The 16330-nt window shown below is 45.5% G+C and carries 19 protein-coding genes; 9 read left to right on the forward strand and 10 right to left on the reverse strand.

Translation table 11 applies throughout. The annotated features are described in order from the left end of the window. Positions 1-18: 18 nt before the first annotated feature. The 3 genes from flgD to flgB are packed head-to-tail and all read right to left on the reverse strand — an operon-like array spanning position 19 to position 1504. Positions 19-705: a flagellar hook assembly protein FlgD gene (gene flgD, locus C1S73_RS27105; protein WP_005535962.1), complete on the reverse strand. Its 687-nt coding sequence runs from the start codon at positions 703-705 to the stop codon at positions 19-21. Continuing rightward, a complete protein-coding gene (flgC, locus tag C1S73_RS27110) occupies positions 705-1139 on the reverse strand; it encodes a flagellar basal body rod protein FlgC (RefSeq protein ID WP_005432431.1) in 435 nt (144 codons plus the stop codon). Before flgC ends, flgD begins: the two co-directional genes overlap by 1 nt. A 2-nt stretch (positions 1140-1141) precedes the next feature. Continuing rightward, complete coding sequence (gene flgB, locus C1S73_RS27115) at positions 1142-1504, reverse strand: flagellar basal body rod protein FlgB (protein ID WP_005432433.1); 363 nt, start codon at positions 1502-1504, stop codon at positions 1142-1144. 78 nt (positions 1505-1582) lie between these two features. Between flgB and flgA the strand changes: the two genes are divergently transcribed. The 4 genes from flgA (at position 1583) to C1S73_RS27135 (ending at position 3984) form a co-directional block, all read left to right on the forward strand. Beyond that, positions 1583-2380, forward strand: coding sequence for a flagellar basal body P-ring formation chaperone FlgA (gene flgA, locus C1S73_RS27120; protein ID WP_081094879.1), 798 nt, complete (start codon positions 1583-1585; stop codon positions 2378-2380). Between the two features lie 138 nt (positions 2381-2518). Continuing rightward, complete coding sequence (gene flgM, locus C1S73_RS27125; RefSeq protein WP_038868484.1) at positions 2519-2800, forward strand: flagellar biosynthesis anti-sigma factor FlgM; 282 nt, start codon at positions 2519-2521, stop codon at positions 2798-2800. A gap of 22 nt (positions 2801-2822) precedes the next feature. Continuing rightward, on the forward strand, positions 2823-3260 hold the full coding sequence (gene flgN, locus C1S73_RS27130) for a flagellar export chaperone FlgN (RefSeq protein ID WP_038868272.1): 438 nt from the start codon (positions 2823-2825) through the stop codon (positions 3258-3260). 46 nt (positions 3261-3306) lie between these two features. Then, positions 3307-3984 carry a lytic transglycosylase domain-containing protein gene (locus tag C1S73_RS27135; protein ID WP_038868483.1) on the forward strand — a complete coding sequence of 226 codons (678 nt, stop codon included), beginning with the start codon at positions 3307-3309 and terminating at the stop codon, positions 3982-3984. Between the two features lie 404 nt (positions 3985-4388). Here C1S73_RS27135 and C1S73_RS27140 read toward each other — a convergent pair whose 3' ends face one another. Next, entirely contained in the window at positions 4389-4907 is a 519-nt protein-coding gene (locus tag C1S73_RS27140; protein WP_038868270.1) for an NUDIX hydrolase, read from the reverse strand. A 228-nt stretch (positions 4908-5135) separates the two neighbouring features. On the opposite strand from C1S73_RS27140, the gene C1S73_RS27145 reads away from it, so the two are divergent. Both C1S73_RS27145 and C1S73_RS27150 read left to right on the forward strand, forming a co-directional pair. Next, positions 5136-5396 carry a putative hemolysin gene (locus tag C1S73_RS27145; RefSeq protein ID WP_038868267.1) on the forward strand — a complete coding sequence of 87 codons (261 nt, stop codon included), beginning with the start codon at positions 5136-5138 and terminating at the stop codon, positions 5394-5396. Positions 5397-5657: 261 nt separating this feature from the next. Beyond that, positions 5658-6317: a hypothetical protein gene (locus C1S73_RS27150; RefSeq protein WP_038868264.1), complete on the forward strand. Its 660-nt coding sequence runs from the start codon at positions 5658-5660 to the stop codon at positions 6315-6317. A 15-nt stretch (positions 6318-6332) separates the two neighbouring features. Here the strand turns inward: C1S73_RS27150 and C1S73_RS27155 are convergent, their stop codons facing one another. After that, positions 6333-7169, reverse strand: a complete 837-nt coding sequence (locus tag C1S73_RS27155; RefSeq protein ID WP_038868262.1) for a YdcF family protein — start codon at positions 7167-7169, stop codon at positions 6333-6335. Positions 7170-7313: 144 nt separating this feature from the next. Between C1S73_RS27155 and C1S73_RS27160 the strand changes: the two genes are divergently transcribed. Next, positions 7314-8684 carry an L-serine ammonia-lyase gene (locus tag C1S73_RS27160; RefSeq protein WP_038868261.1) on the forward strand — a complete coding sequence of 457 codons (1371 nt, stop codon included), beginning with the start codon at positions 7314-7316 and terminating at the stop codon, positions 8682-8684. A gap of 373 nt (positions 8685-9057) precedes the next feature. Continuing rightward, the gene (locus C1S73_RS27165) at positions 9058-10533 is read left to right on the forward strand and encodes a peptide MFS transporter (RefSeq protein WP_038868258.1); all 1476 of its coding nucleotides are present in this window, start codon (positions 9058-9060) and stop codon (positions 10531-10533) included. An 81-nt stretch (positions 10534-10614) separates the two neighbouring features. Here C1S73_RS27165 and C1S73_RS27170 read toward each other — a convergent pair whose 3' ends face one another. After that, positions 10615-11886: an Nramp family divalent metal transporter gene (locus C1S73_RS27170; protein WP_038868255.1), complete on the reverse strand. Its 1272-nt coding sequence runs from the start codon at positions 11884-11886 to the stop codon at positions 10615-10617. Between the two features lie 224 nt (positions 11887-12110). Next, complete coding sequence (locus tag C1S73_RS27175; RefSeq protein WP_009705043.1) at positions 12111-12350, reverse strand: VPA0252 family protein; 240 nt, start codon at positions 12348-12350, stop codon at positions 12111-12113. 209 nt (positions 12351-12559) lie between these two features. Here C1S73_RS27175 and C1S73_RS27180 point away from each other — a divergent pair, with 209 nt between their 5' ends. After that, positions 12560-13450 (forward strand): LysR family transcriptional regulator, encoded by an 891-nt coding sequence (locus C1S73_RS27180; RefSeq protein WP_038868253.1) that lies wholly within the window; start codon positions 12560-12562, stop codon positions 13448-13450. On the opposite strand, the gene C1S73_RS27185 is transcribed toward C1S73_RS27180, so the two are convergent. The 3 genes from C1S73_RS27185 to C1S73_RS27195 all read right to left on the reverse strand — a co-directional run bounded on the left by C1S73_RS27185 (position 13447) and on the right by C1S73_RS27195 (position 16306). After that, positions 13447-14232 (reverse strand): phosphotransferase enzyme family protein, encoded by a 786-nt coding sequence (locus C1S73_RS27185; RefSeq protein ID WP_038868251.1) that lies wholly within the window; start codon positions 14230-14232, stop codon positions 13447-13449. The two genes, C1S73_RS27180 and C1S73_RS27185, sit on opposite strands and share 4 nt — an antisense overlap. A gap of 119 nt (positions 14233-14351) precedes the next feature. Then, positions 14352-15221 carry a LysR substrate-binding domain-containing protein gene (locus C1S73_RS27190; protein ID WP_038868249.1) on the reverse strand — a complete coding sequence of 290 codons (870 nt, stop codon included), beginning with the start codon at positions 15219-15221 and terminating at the stop codon, positions 14352-14354. A 119-nt stretch (positions 15222-15340) separates the two neighbouring features. Next, positions 15341-16306 carry an outer membrane beta-barrel protein gene (locus C1S73_RS27195; protein ID WP_038868247.1) on the reverse strand — a complete coding sequence of 322 codons (966 nt, stop codon included), beginning with the start codon at positions 16304-16306 and terminating at the stop codon, positions 15341-15343. Between the last annotated feature and the right edge of the window lie 24 nt (positions 16307-16330).

The following is a 16330-nucleotide window of genomic DNA, read 5'->3' on the forward strand; positions in this document are numbered from 1 at the left end:
TCTGATTTCCTTATTTGGTTAAGCACCAAACTGAGTGATTTGATAGAAAGGAACGTTGCCAACGCCTTGAACATTGACCAGTGCTGCGCCACCTGAGCTAGGAATTCGTACCTGCTCAACCGTGCCCGCCAGCAAAACATTTGGGCTCTTTTGCCCTTCTTGAACTTCCACCGCAACGGTGTATTTACCCGGTTTCAAACCAAGCTCTTCGGGATTGATCGAGAACTCGACGTCACCCGCACCGTGTGCACCTAAAGGCACTTTGGTTGATTGGCCGAATTCATCTTTGACGACTAATGTCACTTGGTTCGAACCGTGTTCTAGCTCGACCTTGCCACTTTGCACGCCTTCACCAAGTTCAAACTCATTCGAAGAGACGTACACGGTTTGACCAACCAAACCAGCCGTTGAAAGCACCTGCATGTTGTCGAGCAATACCATGCTGTTTTGCATCAGCATCGACATGTTTTCAGTACTTTGAACTTGCGAAAATTGCGCTAGCTGGCTGACATACTCAGTACCATCAAGCGGGTTCAGCGGATCTTGGTTTTGAATTTGCGCCACCATGAGCGAGATAAACTCGTTTTGTAGTGACGTTGCACTGTTCATATCCGACGGGTTCGCTGAAATGCCGCCCGTATCACCACTAGCGGTCGTTGCGACTGGTGCGTCAGAAGAGAGCGCAGTGTATTGTGCGAGACTCATTAATTACCCTGCCCTAGTCGAAGCAGACCTTGCTGCATGCTTTTCACATTCGTCAGCACTTCCACATTGGTTTCAAAGCTGCGCGTTGCGGACATCATGTCGGCCATCTCTGACACCACATCAATGTCTGGGTAGTACACGTAGCCTTCGTCGTTCGCTAACGGGTTGTTAGGTTCGAAGCGTTTTTCTGCCTGACCCGCGTTCTGCACCACATCTACAATGCGCACTTCCGCATTCGGATAAACACCGTTTTCTGTCGCCATCTGCGTTTTCTGATACACAGTGGCAAACACAGGTTTGAGTGCTTTGTAGGCATCATCCGGATTGGCAGACACCGCATCGGCGTTGGCAAGGTTACTGGCTACCGTGTTCAGGCGAACAGTTTGCGCCGTCATCGCCGAGCCAGTGATCGAATAGATATCAGTAAATGACATGTTTAACGTCCCTCAATCACTTTCGCCAAGCCACTGAATTTCATGTTGAGAAACGTCAGGCTGGTTTGAAAGTCCATGTTGTTTTGCGTGAACTTGGCTTGTTCAACGCCCAGTTCCACAGTGTTGCCGTCTTTGCTGTTTTGGTAAGGCACCGAATATTGCGCCTCAACCTGAAACTTCGGCACCGGTTTGTTCACACTGCCCGCTGACATTTGGTTCATCACGGTGGTGAAACTTAGGTCCTTTGCCAAGTACCCAGGGGTATCAACATTTGCTAGGTTACTGGCGAGGACTTTGGTACGCTGAACGCGAAAATTGAGTGCCTCTGGATGTACACCTAACGCATTTTCGAATGTGATCGCCATGCATCTTTCCTTAAAGTCGGCTCGAATACGCCAAGATCAAAACAAGATGCATGCCATAAAATTTAGTTATATATATCAATGAATTACAAACAAGGAAGGAAGCCTCGCTTCCGGTTTACGGAAACCATTCAAGCCAAGGGGAAAGGTCGATTTTCCTCAATCATGCTGCTTTGCGGTTTGGCTTTGAGTGCAAGCTCAGTCAGTGCTTTAGCGAATGAAAAAAACCTAACCGCAGACGAGTTAGAAGCCATTGTCGGCGAGCAGTTTGAGCAAGAAGTGGCGCAAGTAGCACACTCACGTCAATGGGGAAACTACCAACTCGATTATCAAATATGGGTGCCAGGTTCTGCCAATCATCTACCGGTTTGTGACGCCCCTTTGGCAATCACAGGACGCGATAACCGCCCGTTACCTGTTGGCAATTTAAAGCGTGCTGTCAGTTGTGAAGCGGTGAGCTCTCCATGGCGCATCAATGTCACAATCAAATCGGCGGTGACGCTTCCTGTGCTTGTCGCCACCAGCACAATTGACCGAAACGAAACCCTCTCAGCCTCAAACTTAAAATCAGAAACACGCACGATTTCGCGCCAAGACGATTTCTTCACAAAAGCAAACCAAGCCATTGGCCTTGAAACCACCCGCCGCATTCGCGCAGGCCAAATCATTGACCCAACCAACTTAAGTTCGCCGCCATTGATCGAGAAAGGCAACGAAGTGATCATCATTGCCAGCAAGGATGGGTTTAGTGCCAGTACCAAGGGCGTCGCCTTAGAACAAGGCAAGAAAGGTCAGCAGATTGAAGTAGAAAACATCAGCTCTGGCAAGGTGATACGAGCGGTTGTGACAGGGCTCAACCAAGTGCATACCCAATTTTGATTTTGGACTCAGGTTATCATTTTTCGATTTAGATGCTCGTCAGCGCAGGTGAACTTCGAGTACAAAAAATAAATATTTAATGTTCATCACACCCTAGTCGCCTATTCGATTTAGAACATGATGATTGAGGACAACAGCATGAAAATCGACAAAGTCGCGGGCGGTCATGTCCCACAAACTAAATTCCAGCAGGCGAGTAAAAAGCCAGTCGACACCATTGCACAGAGCAAAATTAACGAACCGGCATTTCAAGCGAACACAGCTGCGATCGATCGCGCTCAAGCAGAAATGAAATCCCTGCCAGACGTAGACATGGCAAAGGTTGAGCAAATTCGCAATGCGTTGGCACGTGGTGAACTGAGTCTAGATACCAAAGCATTATCCAAAGCAGTAATGCAATTTCACACCGGTCACGAGTAACGCAGCGCATTAGGAGTCATGCATGGCAACGGCGGCATCACAGCATATTCAGCAGTTTGTTCGTTCTATTTCGGAAGACATCAAACTCTACCAGCAATTGTTGGGGCTGATTCAGCAGCAAAAAGCACTGTATTTGAAGTTCGATGGTGAGGCGCTAAGCGAGAACATTCAAAAACAAATGCCGATTTTGAATCAGCTTGGTCGTTCTGCAAGTGAAAGAAGCCAGTTAATGCGTAAGCTCGGATTGCCTTGTAATGAGACCAGTGTGAATCGTATTTTCAATGCCTTGCCAGCCAAGATTGGTACGCAAGCGAGAAAACAATGGACGCTGTTGGAATCCTTGGTGAAACAATGCCAACAGAACAATCAGAGCAATGGCCAAAGCTCTGCAGCGTTCCAAGAGTTAGTCAGTCAACTCAAACAACCTGTGCAACACACTTATGAAGAGCGTTCGTTCTAAACAACGATTCTCGCCTTGCCTGCAGAGTCTACCGCCATCCCGGTCGATTGCTGTGGGCTTTTTTGTTTTGTGCGCAATGTGCTTGTCTTCAATGACGATGGCCAAGCCGCATGAAGTCACTATCAGTCAGCAATATCAAGTGCTCGCGCCATATCAAACGCAAATTAGCCAACGTCTCGATTCCGTTAGCCCGCTTCTCGATCATATTTTCAAACAGCTAAAGCAAAAGTCTTTGCCCGCCAACTTGGTGTTAGTGCCCATGCTGGAATCATCTTACAACCCGAAAGCAGTATCACACGCCAATGCCGCCGGTTTATGGCAACTGATTCCTGCTACAGCGACGCGCTTTGGCTTGCAAGTGAGCGATAAGCAAGATGAGCGCTTTGATACCAAAGCCAGCACTCAAGCCGCCATAAGATATTTGGAATTTCTGTATAACAAGTTTGATCAAGATATTGCGCTCACTCTGGCCGCATACAACGCAGGAGAAGGTCGCGTTGCACGAGCCATCAAAAAAGCAGACAGTCGAGATTTCGCGGCACTTACTTTGCCCAAAGAGACTCAGCAATACGTTAATCGCTTTTACGCATTGGAACGTTTGGTAAACATACAGCAATTGCGTACCGATTCTTTCCAGCCATTACTTTTGTTTGCAAACCATCCCACCATCTACGCCGAACCGCTTATAGACCTTAGTCGATTGCCCCCACTCGTGGAATTGTGAACACTCTCACTAAATTTCACCAATGTCAGAAGCACGTAAAATTACAAGATCCTGTTCTGCCAATTTGCAAACTCGTGATCTCGATGCAAACGCGTGCATAAAAGTTACGGTAATGTATCTCAAAGATAAGAAAGAGCAGTGGTTTGCTGATAATTTACCAACTTGCACTTGTGTATTGGCTAGATATCCATCACATTACGTGTGCAAATAAAGTGAAAACCAATAGTTAGACCTATTAATTATTTACACAACAAATATAAAGCCGCTATTGTTTTCACAGATTGATACAAAAAACAGAATATCGAGATGACGCTTCGCTTGCGCGTCTGGAATAAGTCCGGGTTCCGGGGGGGAGCTCGGACTTTTTTTATTGCTTGGAAGTTACAATTTTGATCTGAGGAGGGTTACAGCAACTCTTTTGCGATAAGTTGTAGCAAGAAAGTTTCGCGTTCAATGCTCATGCCTTTCTTCGGGCTTTCCGCCATCGTCTTTTCATTGTGCGCGATCGCGTCGTGAACATTCATCCATACTGGACGCATGCCGTTCTTCACTTCGTAATCTTCATAAGCCGTTTCACCTAGCTCACGGTCAATTTTGCACGTGTAGCAGTAAGACGTCATGTGCATCACATCGGCATCGTCTTTGTACCAAGGACGAAATTCTTCGAAGATACCGTAAGGCTTGATGTTGTGAATGTTCTTCGCACCCGTTTCTTCTTCTAGTTCACGAACCAGACCAGCAATCACATCTTCACCCTCGTCGATACCACCACCAGGCAAGGTGTAGTCATGGTAACGCTCTGTGTAAAGAAGCAGTACGTCTTCACCATCTAGCACAATGGCACGCGCTGCGTTGCGCTGAAAGATGATTTTGTCGTCCAGATGTTCAATGTCTGGATGCGTCGTCGATTTTAAATGTCTCATCGCTGATTCCGCTGTGAATGTTTTGCGCGCATACTACCGAAATTCATGCGCATTCCCAAGTTTCAATTCGAGCACGTCTGAAACAAATATAGGCGAACAGTGAGCAAATTCTAAAATTGCACAGAATTCCCTTACAAGCGTCGTGCTTTTAACAAACATAAGACAATATTTTTCTGAAACTCTCCTATAATCAACACACTACTCGTTAATCCCATGCGGAGATCAAGAATGAAAAAGACAACTTTAGTAACGGCAGTGGCAGCAGCGATGGTGTTGGCAGGTTGTTCAACTTATGAAGGTGCGACTCGCTCAAATGAATACACATCAGCAGCAAACCCAGCAGCGGTATACTGCGTACAGCAAGGCGGCGAGCTAGATACAGTAACGGAAAATGGTGAACGCGTAACTTACTGCCAACTGTCTGAAAACGAGCGCTTTGAGCAGTGGGAATACTACCGCAACAACCACAAAAAAGATGGCGAGTCGTAAACAACATTAACATTTACGCAATCTAAGATTACAATTTTATCAACAAAGGAGCGTTAAGCTCCTTTTTGTTTACCGTAAATTTCCCTACATTCTGATACTTAGCCCTTTATCCACCAGCCTTACCGCATAGCGATACGATATCGAACGGCGTTTTATTCTGACATTCCCCTGACATTACTTTCCAAGTGGTCAATAAAATCCCTTGCACACATCACGAAATTTCACGTTTTTTCCACATTTTTATCGGAGCGGGTGGTCAGGATGAAAACAAATACTGTTAAGCAAGCCGAATCGGCACAAACGAACGTCATTACAGAAGAATCAAAACGCATCATCTATAAGTCGATGCTAAGTGCACTCACCATTGTTGCCATCAGTATTTTAGTCAACCTAAGTATCCGAGTGGACTACGTTTTATTAGGTTCTTCATTGGGCGAAACCTCTATTACTGAAACACTGCAATTGATCATGCTGGCGGTTGCATCTTGGTCTTTCTTCCGCATGTCTAAACAAGAGACTCATGTCTCACATGCCGCGATACTTATTTCAGGCTTTTTTGCGGTATTGATGATCCGTGAAATGGATTACTGGTTTGACATGATCCACCACGGCTCTTGGGTCTTTCCTGCCCTTGCGTTAGCGGCACTGGCTTGTGCGAAAGCTTACCAAGGTGGTAAAGGCACCGTGAACGAAATGGCAACCATTCTACAATCACCTTACATGAAGCTACTTATCGGCTCAGTGATCTTGTTGTTGGTGTTCTCTCGCCTGTACGGCATGGGTAGCTTCTGGCAACACGTAATGGGCGAGCACTACGTACGCGATGTGAAAAACATCTCAGAAGAAGGTATGGAGTTGCTGTGTTACAGCCTAATCGCGCTGAGTGCCGTACGCACACGTCGCGAACTTAAGCGTCAGTAAGTTGAAGTGGCTTAACTAGCTATTCGCTTCGGGGTCAAATTGCAGGTTCAACGTCGTTAATATCGGATGAAACACTGCTAACGCTTGCTCTGCTGCAACCACTGAATCATCAAAGGCCGTCATTTCGATGGCCTTTTTCATATCTGCAATTTGCCCTCGCACTTCAGGCTCTAAATCGAGCGCTTGAAACTTTTCTATCGCACTAAGGCCAATGTCTAAAGGCTTTGCTCGTACCTCAGCGAGATCACGTTCAAAGGCGCCACGCTTAACTCCCTCTAGATACACGCGGTAAGTCGTGAGTTCATCAAACAACAAAAATGCTTCCGCTAAAACGCCTGTATTAGGGTAAGGCACACTCACATGGTGTGAGAGGTCGAGTGAAATGTTGAGCTTTACGCCCATTTCTGCACAGCGCGACTTCAATACGCGTAATAAACCCTGTTCATCCATTAAGGTTTGAATCTCGATGATGCGCTCTAGATGGTAGTCATTGGAGAGTAAAGTGACGTCAATGGTTTGCCCTGCCTCGCAAAGGCCACTTCTCAATAACTCCGCAGCGGCATTTTGCATGTTCTGCACCGTATTGAGTGAACGATTCTCGATGATGACCTGCTGCTCAGGAAAATCGATTTCCCTAGCCTTAGCTAACTGGTAAAAGTAGCGGTACATCGCATCCGCTTCTGAGACGGTTTGTCCTTGGGTCACACCGCCACAAAAAACCAAGGCAGTCGTCTCAAAGCAAAATTCGTTTAAAACATTCAACAGCGCTTCCACGCGTGAGCGACCTTCAGCACTTAACTGATCGTGCACCAACCGCTTACCTAAAATGATCACTACCTTATTTAACTTCATTACCCAGATCTCAATTACTCATACTTTAGCGAACAATTTGTATACAAAAATCTGCTTTGCCAATACTCTCACAGGTATTAACATCTAATTAACAATGTCATTTTAGAGACCTGAATAAAGGTCCGTAGAGAAAGGAAGTCAATTATGCTGTCGATTTTCGATATTTTTAAGGTCGGTGTCGGTCCATCTAGCTCCCACACCAATGGCCCAATGCTCGCAGGTTACCATTTCACTCAATTACTTAGCGACTCTATGGCGAAAGTGCACAAGGTGCAAGTTGACCTTTACGGTTCTTTATCGCTGACTGGCAAAGGCCACCATACAGACCGCGCTACCGTCCTTGGTTTAATGGGCAATAAACCCGATACCATTAAAATGACCAGTGCAAAAGCGGCGCTACAACATACCATTGAACATGGCACACTCTCGGTTGCAGGTGTTCATGAGATCGTGTTTAGCTATGATCACGATATTGTCTTCCACAGTGATAACCTTCCTCTTCATGAAAATGGCATGGCCATCACGGCTTATGATGCTTCTGGTGATCAGGTGGCGTTTGAAACTTACTACTCTATTGGTGGTGGCTTTATCGCTACGGCAGCGGAACTGGAACACGGCAGCAATGATGCTCAAGTTGAAGTACGCTTTCCGTTTTCTTCTGCCGACGAAATGTTGGAAAACGCAGAGCTCAATGGCCTCAGTCTAGGAGGCATGATCCTACAAAACGAATTGGCTTTTCGCGAACAGGAAGAGATCGATCAAAAAGCTGAGCAGATCTGGAAAGTGATGTCGCTATGCATGCAACGAGGCTTTGATACCGAAGGCATTCTCGAAGGCGGGTTGAACGTAACTCGCCGAGCGCCAAACCTACTCAAAAAACTCGAAGCCAATGCGGCAGTCGAGAACGATCCAATGGAGATCATGGATTGGATTAACCTGTTTGCTTTCGCAGTGAGTGAAGAGAATGCTGCAGGTGGTCAAGTAGTGACGTCACCAACCAATGGTGCTGCCGGTGTTATTCCTGCCGTGCTTATGTACTACCACCGCTTTATTAAGGAGCTCGATAACAAGCAATTGAAAGACTTCTTAGCCGTCGCGGGGGCGATTGGCATCTTGTACAAAACCAACGCTTCCATCTCAGGAGCAGAGGTTGGATGCCAAGGCGAAGTCGGGGTATCGTCTTCGATGGCGGCCGCAGGCTTAACGGCACTGCGTGGAGGCAGTAATGAGCAAATCTGTATTGCCGCAGAAATCGCCATGGAGCATTCGCTTGGCATGACTTGTGACCCAATTGGTGGTCTGGTTCAGGTGCCGTGTATCGAGCGAAACGCGATGGGCGCGATGAAAGCCATTAACGCCTCACGCATGGCACTGAAACGCACCAGCAAATGCCTTATTTCATTAGATAAAGTTATCGAAACCATGTACCAGACGGGCAAAGACATGAATAAGAAATATCGTGAGACATCACTTGGTGGACTCGCGGTGATTCATATGGCCCCACCATGCGAATAGCATACTTTATATCAGTTATTGCTAATTAATATTTTTCATTGTTGGCGGACAAAATTCCGCCAACGCCTGTTTTCTTATCAAAAACCACCTTATTTACTCAAACTCTCCCGTCTGTTTATTATTTCAACGACTTTTCAAAACCTTAAAAACCATATGAGAACAATCATCTTATAAATTGTTACTTTTTGGTCATTTATTCACATAATTTCTAGTTGATCTAGAACAACACATTAGTGAGGCAAACGTTTCGCATTAGAAATTTTAGTGCATTAAATTCAGTTTATGCGACAATTGTTTCAATATGTAACATAGCGTTTAAGTAACATTTAACAGAAATAATAACTACCTTTCTCGCAATAGTGAGTATTTAATTATGTGGAATAAACTAAATAAATCTATGATGTTCTGCCAAATGATGTTTGGCTTATCATTTTACGGCGTGTTAGTCAGTCTGACGCGTTTCTTCTTAGAGGATCTGAATTACAACGAAGCTGATACCATGATGATCGTCGGTGCATTTTCGGCGATTGGCCCTCTATTTGCGATTGCTGGCGGCTTTATCGCTGACAAATTTTTAGGTGCTTACCGCTCTCTATCGATTGCCTTCTTAGCATTCGCATCTGGCTATGTACTGCTTGTTCTTGGTGCTTCGGCAACCAACGTACCGCTTTCCATGTGTGGTATCGCATTGGCAAGTTACGGCCGTGGTTTAATGTCTCCTTCTTACCCTAGCTTGTACAAACGTACCTTTAAGTCGCAAGAAGACTTCGAGAAAGGCTACCCAATTAACTACTCAGTGAACAACGTGGGCGCTTTCCTAGGCCAATACTTGTTCCCTATGATTGTGCTTATCATCGGCTTTAATGGTGGTTTCACTATTTCAGCAGTGATGGCTGGCGCAGCATTGGTGATGCTACTTGTGTTCCGCAAAGGCTTGGTTGGCGTTGCTTCTGATCTGGATCGTCAAAGCGTAAGCATGAAGAACTGGACCTTCTTCGCCATTATCTCTGCGGCGATGATTGCACTGGTATTCTTCATGTTCTCTAACATGGATATCGGTCAAAACATCGTTTACGCCATCGGCGGTGCAGCGATTCTTTACTTTGTTTCTTTGATGTTGAAAGCAAGCAAAGCAGAATCATTGAAGATGGGTACTATCCTTATCGTTACCTTCCTAACCACGTGTTTCTTCGTTTACTACGGTCAAATGATGACTTCAATGAACATGGTAGCGATTAACACTCTGAAAGGTTCTCTATTTGGCTTCATCCCACTAGAGCCTGAAGCAGCAATGGCGATGAACCCACTATGGTGTATGGTTGGTGGCCCTATCGTTGCTGGCTTCTTTGGCATGCTAGAAAAACGTGATATTCACCTATCAACCGCGACTAAGATTGCATTGGCATTCGTGCTAACCGCTATCGCATTCGGCATCCTAACGTTCGCGGTAACGACTGTTGGCGAAGACGTTATCATCATGCCTGAAATCTTCCTAGCGATTCACTTCTTCCAAGCAATTGCGGAAGTTATCGTAGGTTCAATGGTAGTTGCGTTCATTCTATCTGTGGCGCCTAAGCACATCGAAAACTTCTCAGTAAGCTTGTTCTCTGTAGCAATCGCACTGAGTGGTATCGTTGGTGCTGCATTCTCGACTTCTATCGCACTAGAGAAAGGCCAAGAGATCACCCAAGAGATCGTACAACACGTTTACGGCGAATACTTCCAACTGCTGACTATCCTAGCGGTTGTGATGGTTGCGATTGCCTTGGGCGCGTCATTCATCATTCGTAAGATGCTTGAAGCAGCAAAACAAAGTGAAGCTGAATTGGAAGTGGTTGAGCAAAACTAATTCTCTCTCAGCAGCAAACGAAAAACGGAAGCCAAGCGGCTTCCGTTTTTTTATCGACAAAGAAGAAGGATAGAGAAATCATTAAGCGGTTAAAGTAACCATCAGATAACCGTTGAGTGCCAGTACCAAAGTAACGATAACCATACCGACATAAGAGACCCATTTGTTATTTTTGAACTCACCCATCAAGCGTTCGCTGTTGGTAAAGATAAGCAATGGGATAATCGCCAACGCAATACCAAAGCTCAACACCACTTGGCTCATCACCAAGATATCGGTGGTGTTCATGCCTAAACCAATCACCACAAACGAAGGTGCCATAGTAATAAAGCGTCGTACCCACATTGGAATAGAGAAGCGGACAAAGCCTTGCATCACCACCTGACCTGCCATTGTTCCAACAACGGTAGAAGACAGGCCTGAAGCAATCAACGAAACACCAAACAACACAGATGCGGCTTTACCTACCAATGGCGTTAGCGTCATGTACGCTGTTTCAATTTCCGCCACATGTTGGTTGCCTGAGTAATGGAACACGGCAGCAGCCATCGCCACAATTGCGATATTCACAAAGCCTGCAATTACCATCGCAATCAACACATCAAAGCGAGTGGTGCGAAGGCGAGTTTTGGTGCTTTCGCCATAGCTGTTTTTGAACAGTGCAGAATGAAGATAGATCACGTGAGGCATTACAGTCGCGCCTAGAATACCCGCAGCAAGGTAGATTTGATGTGAATCCGTAAAGGTTGGAGTCAGCAAACCTTTCACCATTTCACCGCCCGCAGGGTGCGCAAAAAACAGTTCAGCAATGTAGATAACCGCCACCAACATCAAAAGTGAACCGATCACGACTTCTAGCGGTTTTTGACCTTTCTGGTTAAGCATCAAAATCATCACGGTTGCTACCGCAGTGATCATCGCTCCTTCCATTAAGCTAATTCCAAACACCAACTGAAAGCCGACTGCTGCACCGATAAACTCGGCAAGGTCTGTCGCTATCGCGATGATTTCAGCTTGGATCCAGTAGAAGCCTACCGCCCATTTATTTGGTAAGTGGTCACGTAGATGCTCCGCTAGATTTTTGCCTGTAACGATACCTAGCTTGGCGGATAAATACTGAATCAACATCGCCATTAGGTTTGCCCATAGCACTACCCAAAGTAGCTGGTAACCAAATGAAGATCCTGATTCAATATTTGTCGCAAAGTTGCCTGGGTCGATGTAACCAATCGCGGCAATAAACGCCGGGCCTAACATCAGCATTTTGCGTTTGATTTTGTTGAATGCCGAAACTTTTGATGTTGTGGCGGCATCTAAATGTATGGATGCATTATTTATCGATACATTACTCATGACGATATTCCTCTCTAGTCGATGAGAAGAATCATACGCCCACCCAAATGAGAATCAATATCATTTGGGTGCACAAAAACGGTAATTAAGATTTCAACAATTAATTTTTAATTATCGATAAACAAAAGCTATCAAAGATTTCTGTTGAATTTGGCTTGCCATCGACCAAAAACAACAATGCCGCGTTAGACGCGGCATTGAAAGCGGGGGATGGTTTCGATTACTTAGTCGCGACGGCCGCGCAATTGAATCGGTTGGTTAGAAGCGTCTGTTTGAATCATCACACCACCGTAAGTAGCGTCATTACGACCTTTAAGAGTCAGGTTAGAATCCGCACGCTCCACATTAACTTGGTTTGTTTGGCTAGTAGCCATATCAATAGTACCCGTGTATGAGCCATCGCCAGCGAATGCTACATTCATTGAACAAGCCATTAAGCCTACTAGTGCGATTAGTTTTTTCATACGTCACCTCGATTATTTGTGGTACATCGTTTCGATGAAGAAACTGTAGCAACAGTTCCAAAGTAGCACGAGGAAAACCCGAATTTACCAAATGGAAATCCTCGGTCAAAAAATGCTTTTCTGCCATAAACTTAGAATTGACCATCCCCTGTCTTTTTTTATGGGAGGCGGAGTTATGATGCCGTGGCAACGTTGGCTGGAGTAAAAGAATGACAATGAATCTGGATATGCAAAACGTTTTGGTATTAAAGCGCATGTATGAGCTGCGTAATGTTCGTTTAGTGGCAGAATCGATGGGGAAAACCTCAGGTGCCATCAGTAAGAACTTAACCAAGATGAAAGCGCAACTGGACGATCCTTTGTTCATTCAAACCAAAAATGGCTTTGAGCCGACCTCGTTTGTCGAAGCCAACATGCCTCATTTTGAGCAGATTCTAGCAAGCGTGGATGCCATCAAACCACAAGAATTCTCACCCGCTCACTTTACTGGTGAAGTATCCATTTACGCCAATACCCTGTTCTGGGATCGCTTTGGCGACAAACTGTACATTGAACTTATCAAGCAAGCACCTAACGCGAGATATGCGTTTTTAAGGTGGGGAGCAGATGCCCGTAATCGAATCATCGATGGTGAAAACGCTATTGCAATTCACTACTTTGATGAAGACTTACCTCAGTCAATCGCTCAGAAAGAATTGGGGAAAGGAAAAGCGGTGTTCTTTGTGCGAAACGACCATCCAGCACGAGACTTCCAATCATTAAGTGACTACGCCTTACTACTGTTCAAAACGCCGGGGTGGAATGATCATAAATACCCATTGCTCGATCGTTTAAAGAACATTGGTTTCGATGTCACGCCCAAAGTGGAAGTGGAGCACCCCGCAATGATTCATAGCATCATCATGCAAACCGATCATTTTGGGATCACCATGAGCGGTAATGTTCCAGAAAGTTGCCGTAGTATAGATTTACCAAACGGGTTGGAGTTGGGTGTTAGCTTTGTTATGAGTTGCCGTCGCTCTCAGCAGCATGACCCGCAAAATCAATGGCTATTCAATGTCATCCAAACGATCATCGCGAAGCATTCAAAACCCGATTAAAACGGTGCTTCACCTAACACACCGAGTGTGATCGCTTGGTGATGTTTCTTAAGATACTCAATGTCTTGTAAATAAGCCGTATGGTGGCAATCATCCATGTTCGCTTGAAATTGCGCATCGCCAGTGGCAGCAGACGTACGCATAAAGTCTACCAGTGCAGTCAAACGCAGCGTCATCGTATCCACCAGTTCTTCTCGCTCTAACCTTGAACAACCATAGGCGTCACAGAAACGCTTTGCTCGTTTAATCTGCTCTTCAAGCGTGCCCATTTTGTCATTTTCATCGGTCTTAAATGGCGCCCAACCATAGACTGAAAAAGCCAAATCCCAAATTCTTGGAGCTGGGTGTGCCGTATCAAAATCAAAAATGCCCACGACAGCGCCATCCTTTAACGCAACGTTATAGGGCATAAAGTCGCCATGGCAGATGACTTCGTGTGGCAAGCGAGTTGGCAGCATCCAATGGCAAACTTCATCTTGATGTCTGGAAAGGAAGTCTTGAGAAGCATCATGCAGTTGTCGGAGCAGTTTTGCTGCGGAAGTAAGAGCCGAGAGCGAAGCAATCTCTCCCTGCAAAGGATAGTTATAGCTTTCTCCATCGACGAAGGTCAGCAACTCTTTTCCACCTTCAATTGACACCGCTTTAGGACAAGCATGAAAACCGTTGGCATGAAGATGATGAAGCAATTGATGAATGGTTATGGTCCAAAGACTTGCAGGTCGACTGACCAAGTCTCCTTTACGATAAATAGCCCCTTCTCGGCCACCTTGTAACGTTTCCATGACCCCTCCTTGAAAAGTCGAGCAAATCGCTCATGAGTAACGACGACTTGAAACGTATTCGCTTTATACCATTATACCCAAGTAACCTCGAGCGGCTTAGGTCAATGAGTTAACCCATATCATAAACTGTTCAATAACCATTTGGTAAACGCATCAACATGTGGTTTTTCTCCGTGTTTGACCATCATATAATGCGCACCACGGCTCGGCATGGACCACTCCCCTATGCGAACCAAGCTTCCTTGTCGCAGATGTTCGTCAACCAAGAAGTCTCTCACCAATAATACCCCTAACTGATTCACCGCCGCTTCAATCGATAATAAAGAGTGCTCGAATTCTGCGACCATTGGAGCCAGTCTCCCTTGATAACCATGATAAGCAAACCAAGATTGCCATGTTTCCTGATACCCACCCGTCGCCAGCTTGGCAGTATGTGCCAATTCAGACAAATTCGACATTGGGTTGAGATGTAAGAAGCCAGGACTGGCTACCACAATCCAGTTTTCATCCGTCAACTTTACAGCTTGTTTTGACTGCCAGTTCCCATACCCGTTGATAATTTCGACATCAGCAATATCGCTGCTACTCGGTACAGCATTGGCCGTCGTCGAAATCTTAAACCGAATGTCAGGGTACTGACGATGAAAATCGGCTAGGCGAGGTATCAACCACTGGACACAAAAACTGTGTGCAACATGTAAGGTTAATTGAGTGTGCCTTTGACGTGAGAACAAGTGCAGAGTCGCCACAGAAAGACTTTGAAATACATGACTAACGACAGGCAAATAATCGTGTGCGGCTTGTGTCAAAAGTAGCTTAGCTCCATTGCGCTCAAACAAGGTCGCATCGAGATAAACTTCCAAGGATTTCACTTGCTGACTGACGGCAGCACGTGTGACATTGAGTTCTTCTGCCGCTTTGGTAAAGCTTTGCAAGCGTGCTGTGGCTTCGAACGCTTTAAGGGAATTTAAAGGTGGTAAGTTTTGCATGTCAGGCTCCACGCGAACAAGTAAGAAAATACTATGACGGGGCTATGACAGATAAATGAAAGGATACAAAAAAGCCAGCGTTAGACGCTGGCTTTCAAAGTAGCTAATTCAATAAAGAATTATTGAGCAGCTTCTTCAGTTTGGTATTGGAACGCAGGAACAACAACTTCTACACGACGGTTCGCTTCACGACCTTGACGAGTTTCATTGCTTTCTACTGGGTTCGCTTCACCCATACCTTTAACAGTCATACGGTCTGCTGCGATACCTTCAGCTTGGAACTGGTCAGCAACTGCTTGTGCACGCTTCTCAGTTAGCTCTTGGTTGTAAGCTTCAGAACCTGTTGTGTCACTGTAACCAGTGATTTCAACTTGAGCTTGTGGGTAAGTGTTCATTAGCTCAACAGTGCCGTTTAGAGAAGATGCATCTTGTACTTCTGCACTTTCTAGGCCGAACTGTAGAGTTGTAGTTTGAGCTGGGTACTCGTTTTCAACGATGCGAGTCGCTGGACGAGTTTCAACTACTTCTTCTTGAACTACTGGCTCAGAACCGAACTTGTAGTTGAAGCCAATACCGAAGAAGTCTGCGTCCATATCGTTGATGATGTCGTCAGACATATCTTGGTAACGTTGGTACTCAGCACGTAGGCTCCAGTTGTAGTTGATTTGGTATTCAGCACCTAGAGAGCCAGTTGGTACGAAATCTTTCTCGTCACCAGCCATCATGTATGCAGCACCTACTTTAGCAAATAGGTTCCAAGAATCTGTTAGTGGTAGGTTGAACTTAGGAGCAAGAGTGATTGCCCATAGGTCGCCATCTACTGTGTTTAGACCAGCTTTGTTGAAGTTAGCTGTGAAGTTACCTAGGTAATCAACGCCGTATTCAGCAGCAACGTATTCGTTGAAGTTGTAACCGATGTGCATGCCAGCTGCGAAGCTATCATCATCACATGGAGCGTCAAGGTGACAAGCGTCGTTTAGTGCGTTGTAACCTAGTTTACCGCCAACGTAAGTATCAGCAAGAGCAACATTCGACATTACGCCACCAGCTAGAATGGTAGCCACTGCAAGAGCGATTTTTTTCATTATTTTACCTTTAATGCGAAGGCG

The organism is Vibrio jasicida 090810c (genome assembly GCF_002887615.1).
GTDB lineage: Bacteria > Pseudomonadota > Gammaproteobacteria > Enterobacterales > Vibrionaceae > Vibrio > Vibrio jasicida.

What these genes read in the sequence shown, in the direction of transcription:
- C1S73_RS27160 (WP_038868261.1), top strand. Translation starts at nt 7,314, where the DNA reads ATGCTGTCGATTTTCGATATTTTTAAGGTCGGTGTCGGTCCATCTAGC.
- C1S73_RS27150 (WP_038868264.1), top strand. Translation starts at nt 5,658, where the DNA reads ATGAAAACAAATACTGTTAAGCAAGCCGAATCGGCACAAACGAACGTC.
- C1S73_RS27145 (WP_038868267.1), top strand. Translation starts at nt 5,136, where the DNA reads ATGAAAAAGACAACTTTAGTAACGGCAGTGGCAGCAGCGATGGTGTTG.
- C1S73_RS27170 (WP_038868255.1), bottom strand. Translation starts at nt 11,886, where the DNA reads ATGAGTAATGTATCGATAAATAATGCATCCATACATTTAGATGCCGCC.
- C1S73_RS27165 (WP_038868258.1), top strand. Translation starts at nt 9,058, where the DNA reads ATGTGGAATAAACTAAATAAATCTATGATGTTCTGCCAAATGATGTTT.
- C1S73_RS27180 (WP_038868253.1), top strand. Translation starts at nt 12,560, where the DNA reads ATGACAATGAATCTGGATATGCAAAACGTTTTGGTATTAAAGCGCATG.
- C1S73_RS27175 (WP_009705043.1), bottom strand. Translation starts at nt 12,350, where the DNA reads ATGAAAAAACTAATCGCACTAGTAGGCTTAATGGCTTGTTCAATGAAT.
- flgD (WP_005535962.1), bottom strand. Translation starts at nt 705, where the DNA reads ATGAGTCTCGCACAATACACTGCGCTCTCTTCTGACGCACCAGTCGCA.
- flgC (WP_005432431.1), bottom strand. Translation starts at nt 1,139, where the DNA reads ATGTCATTTACTGATATCTATTCGATCACTGGCTCGGCGATGACGGCG.
- C1S73_RS27190 (WP_038868249.1), bottom strand. Translation starts at nt 15,221, where the DNA reads ATGCAAAACTTACCACCTTTAAATTCCCTTAAAGCGTTCGAAGCCACA.
- flgN (WP_038868272.1), top strand. Translation starts at nt 2,823, where the DNA reads ATGGCAACGGCGGCATCACAGCATATTCAGCAGTTTGTTCGTTCTATT.
- flgA (WP_081094879.1), top strand. Translation starts at nt 1,583, where the DNA reads ATGAATTACAAACAAGGAAGGAAGCCTCGCTTCCGGTTTACGGAAACC.
- flgM (WP_038868484.1), top strand. Translation starts at nt 2,519, where the DNA reads ATGAAAATCGACAAAGTCGCGGGCGGTCATGTCCCACAAACTAAATTC.
- flgB (WP_005432433.1), bottom strand. Translation starts at nt 1,504, where the DNA reads ATGGCGATCACATTCGAAAATGCGTTAGGTGTACATCCAGAGGCACTC.
- C1S73_RS27140 (WP_038868270.1), bottom strand. Translation starts at nt 4,907, where the DNA reads ATGAGACATTTAAAATCGACGACGCATCCAGACATTGAACATCTGGAC.
- C1S73_RS27155 (WP_038868262.1), bottom strand. Translation starts at nt 7,169, where the DNA reads ATGAAGTTAAATAAGGTAGTGATCATTTTAGGTAAGCGGTTGGTGCAC.
- C1S73_RS27185 (WP_038868251.1), bottom strand. Translation starts at nt 14,232, where the DNA reads ATGGAAACGTTACAAGGTGGCCGAGAAGGGGCTATTTATCGTAAAGGA.
- C1S73_RS27195 (WP_038868247.1), bottom strand. Translation starts at nt 16,306, where the DNA reads ATGAAAAAAATCGCTCTTGCAGTGGCTACCATTCTAGCTGGTGGCGTA.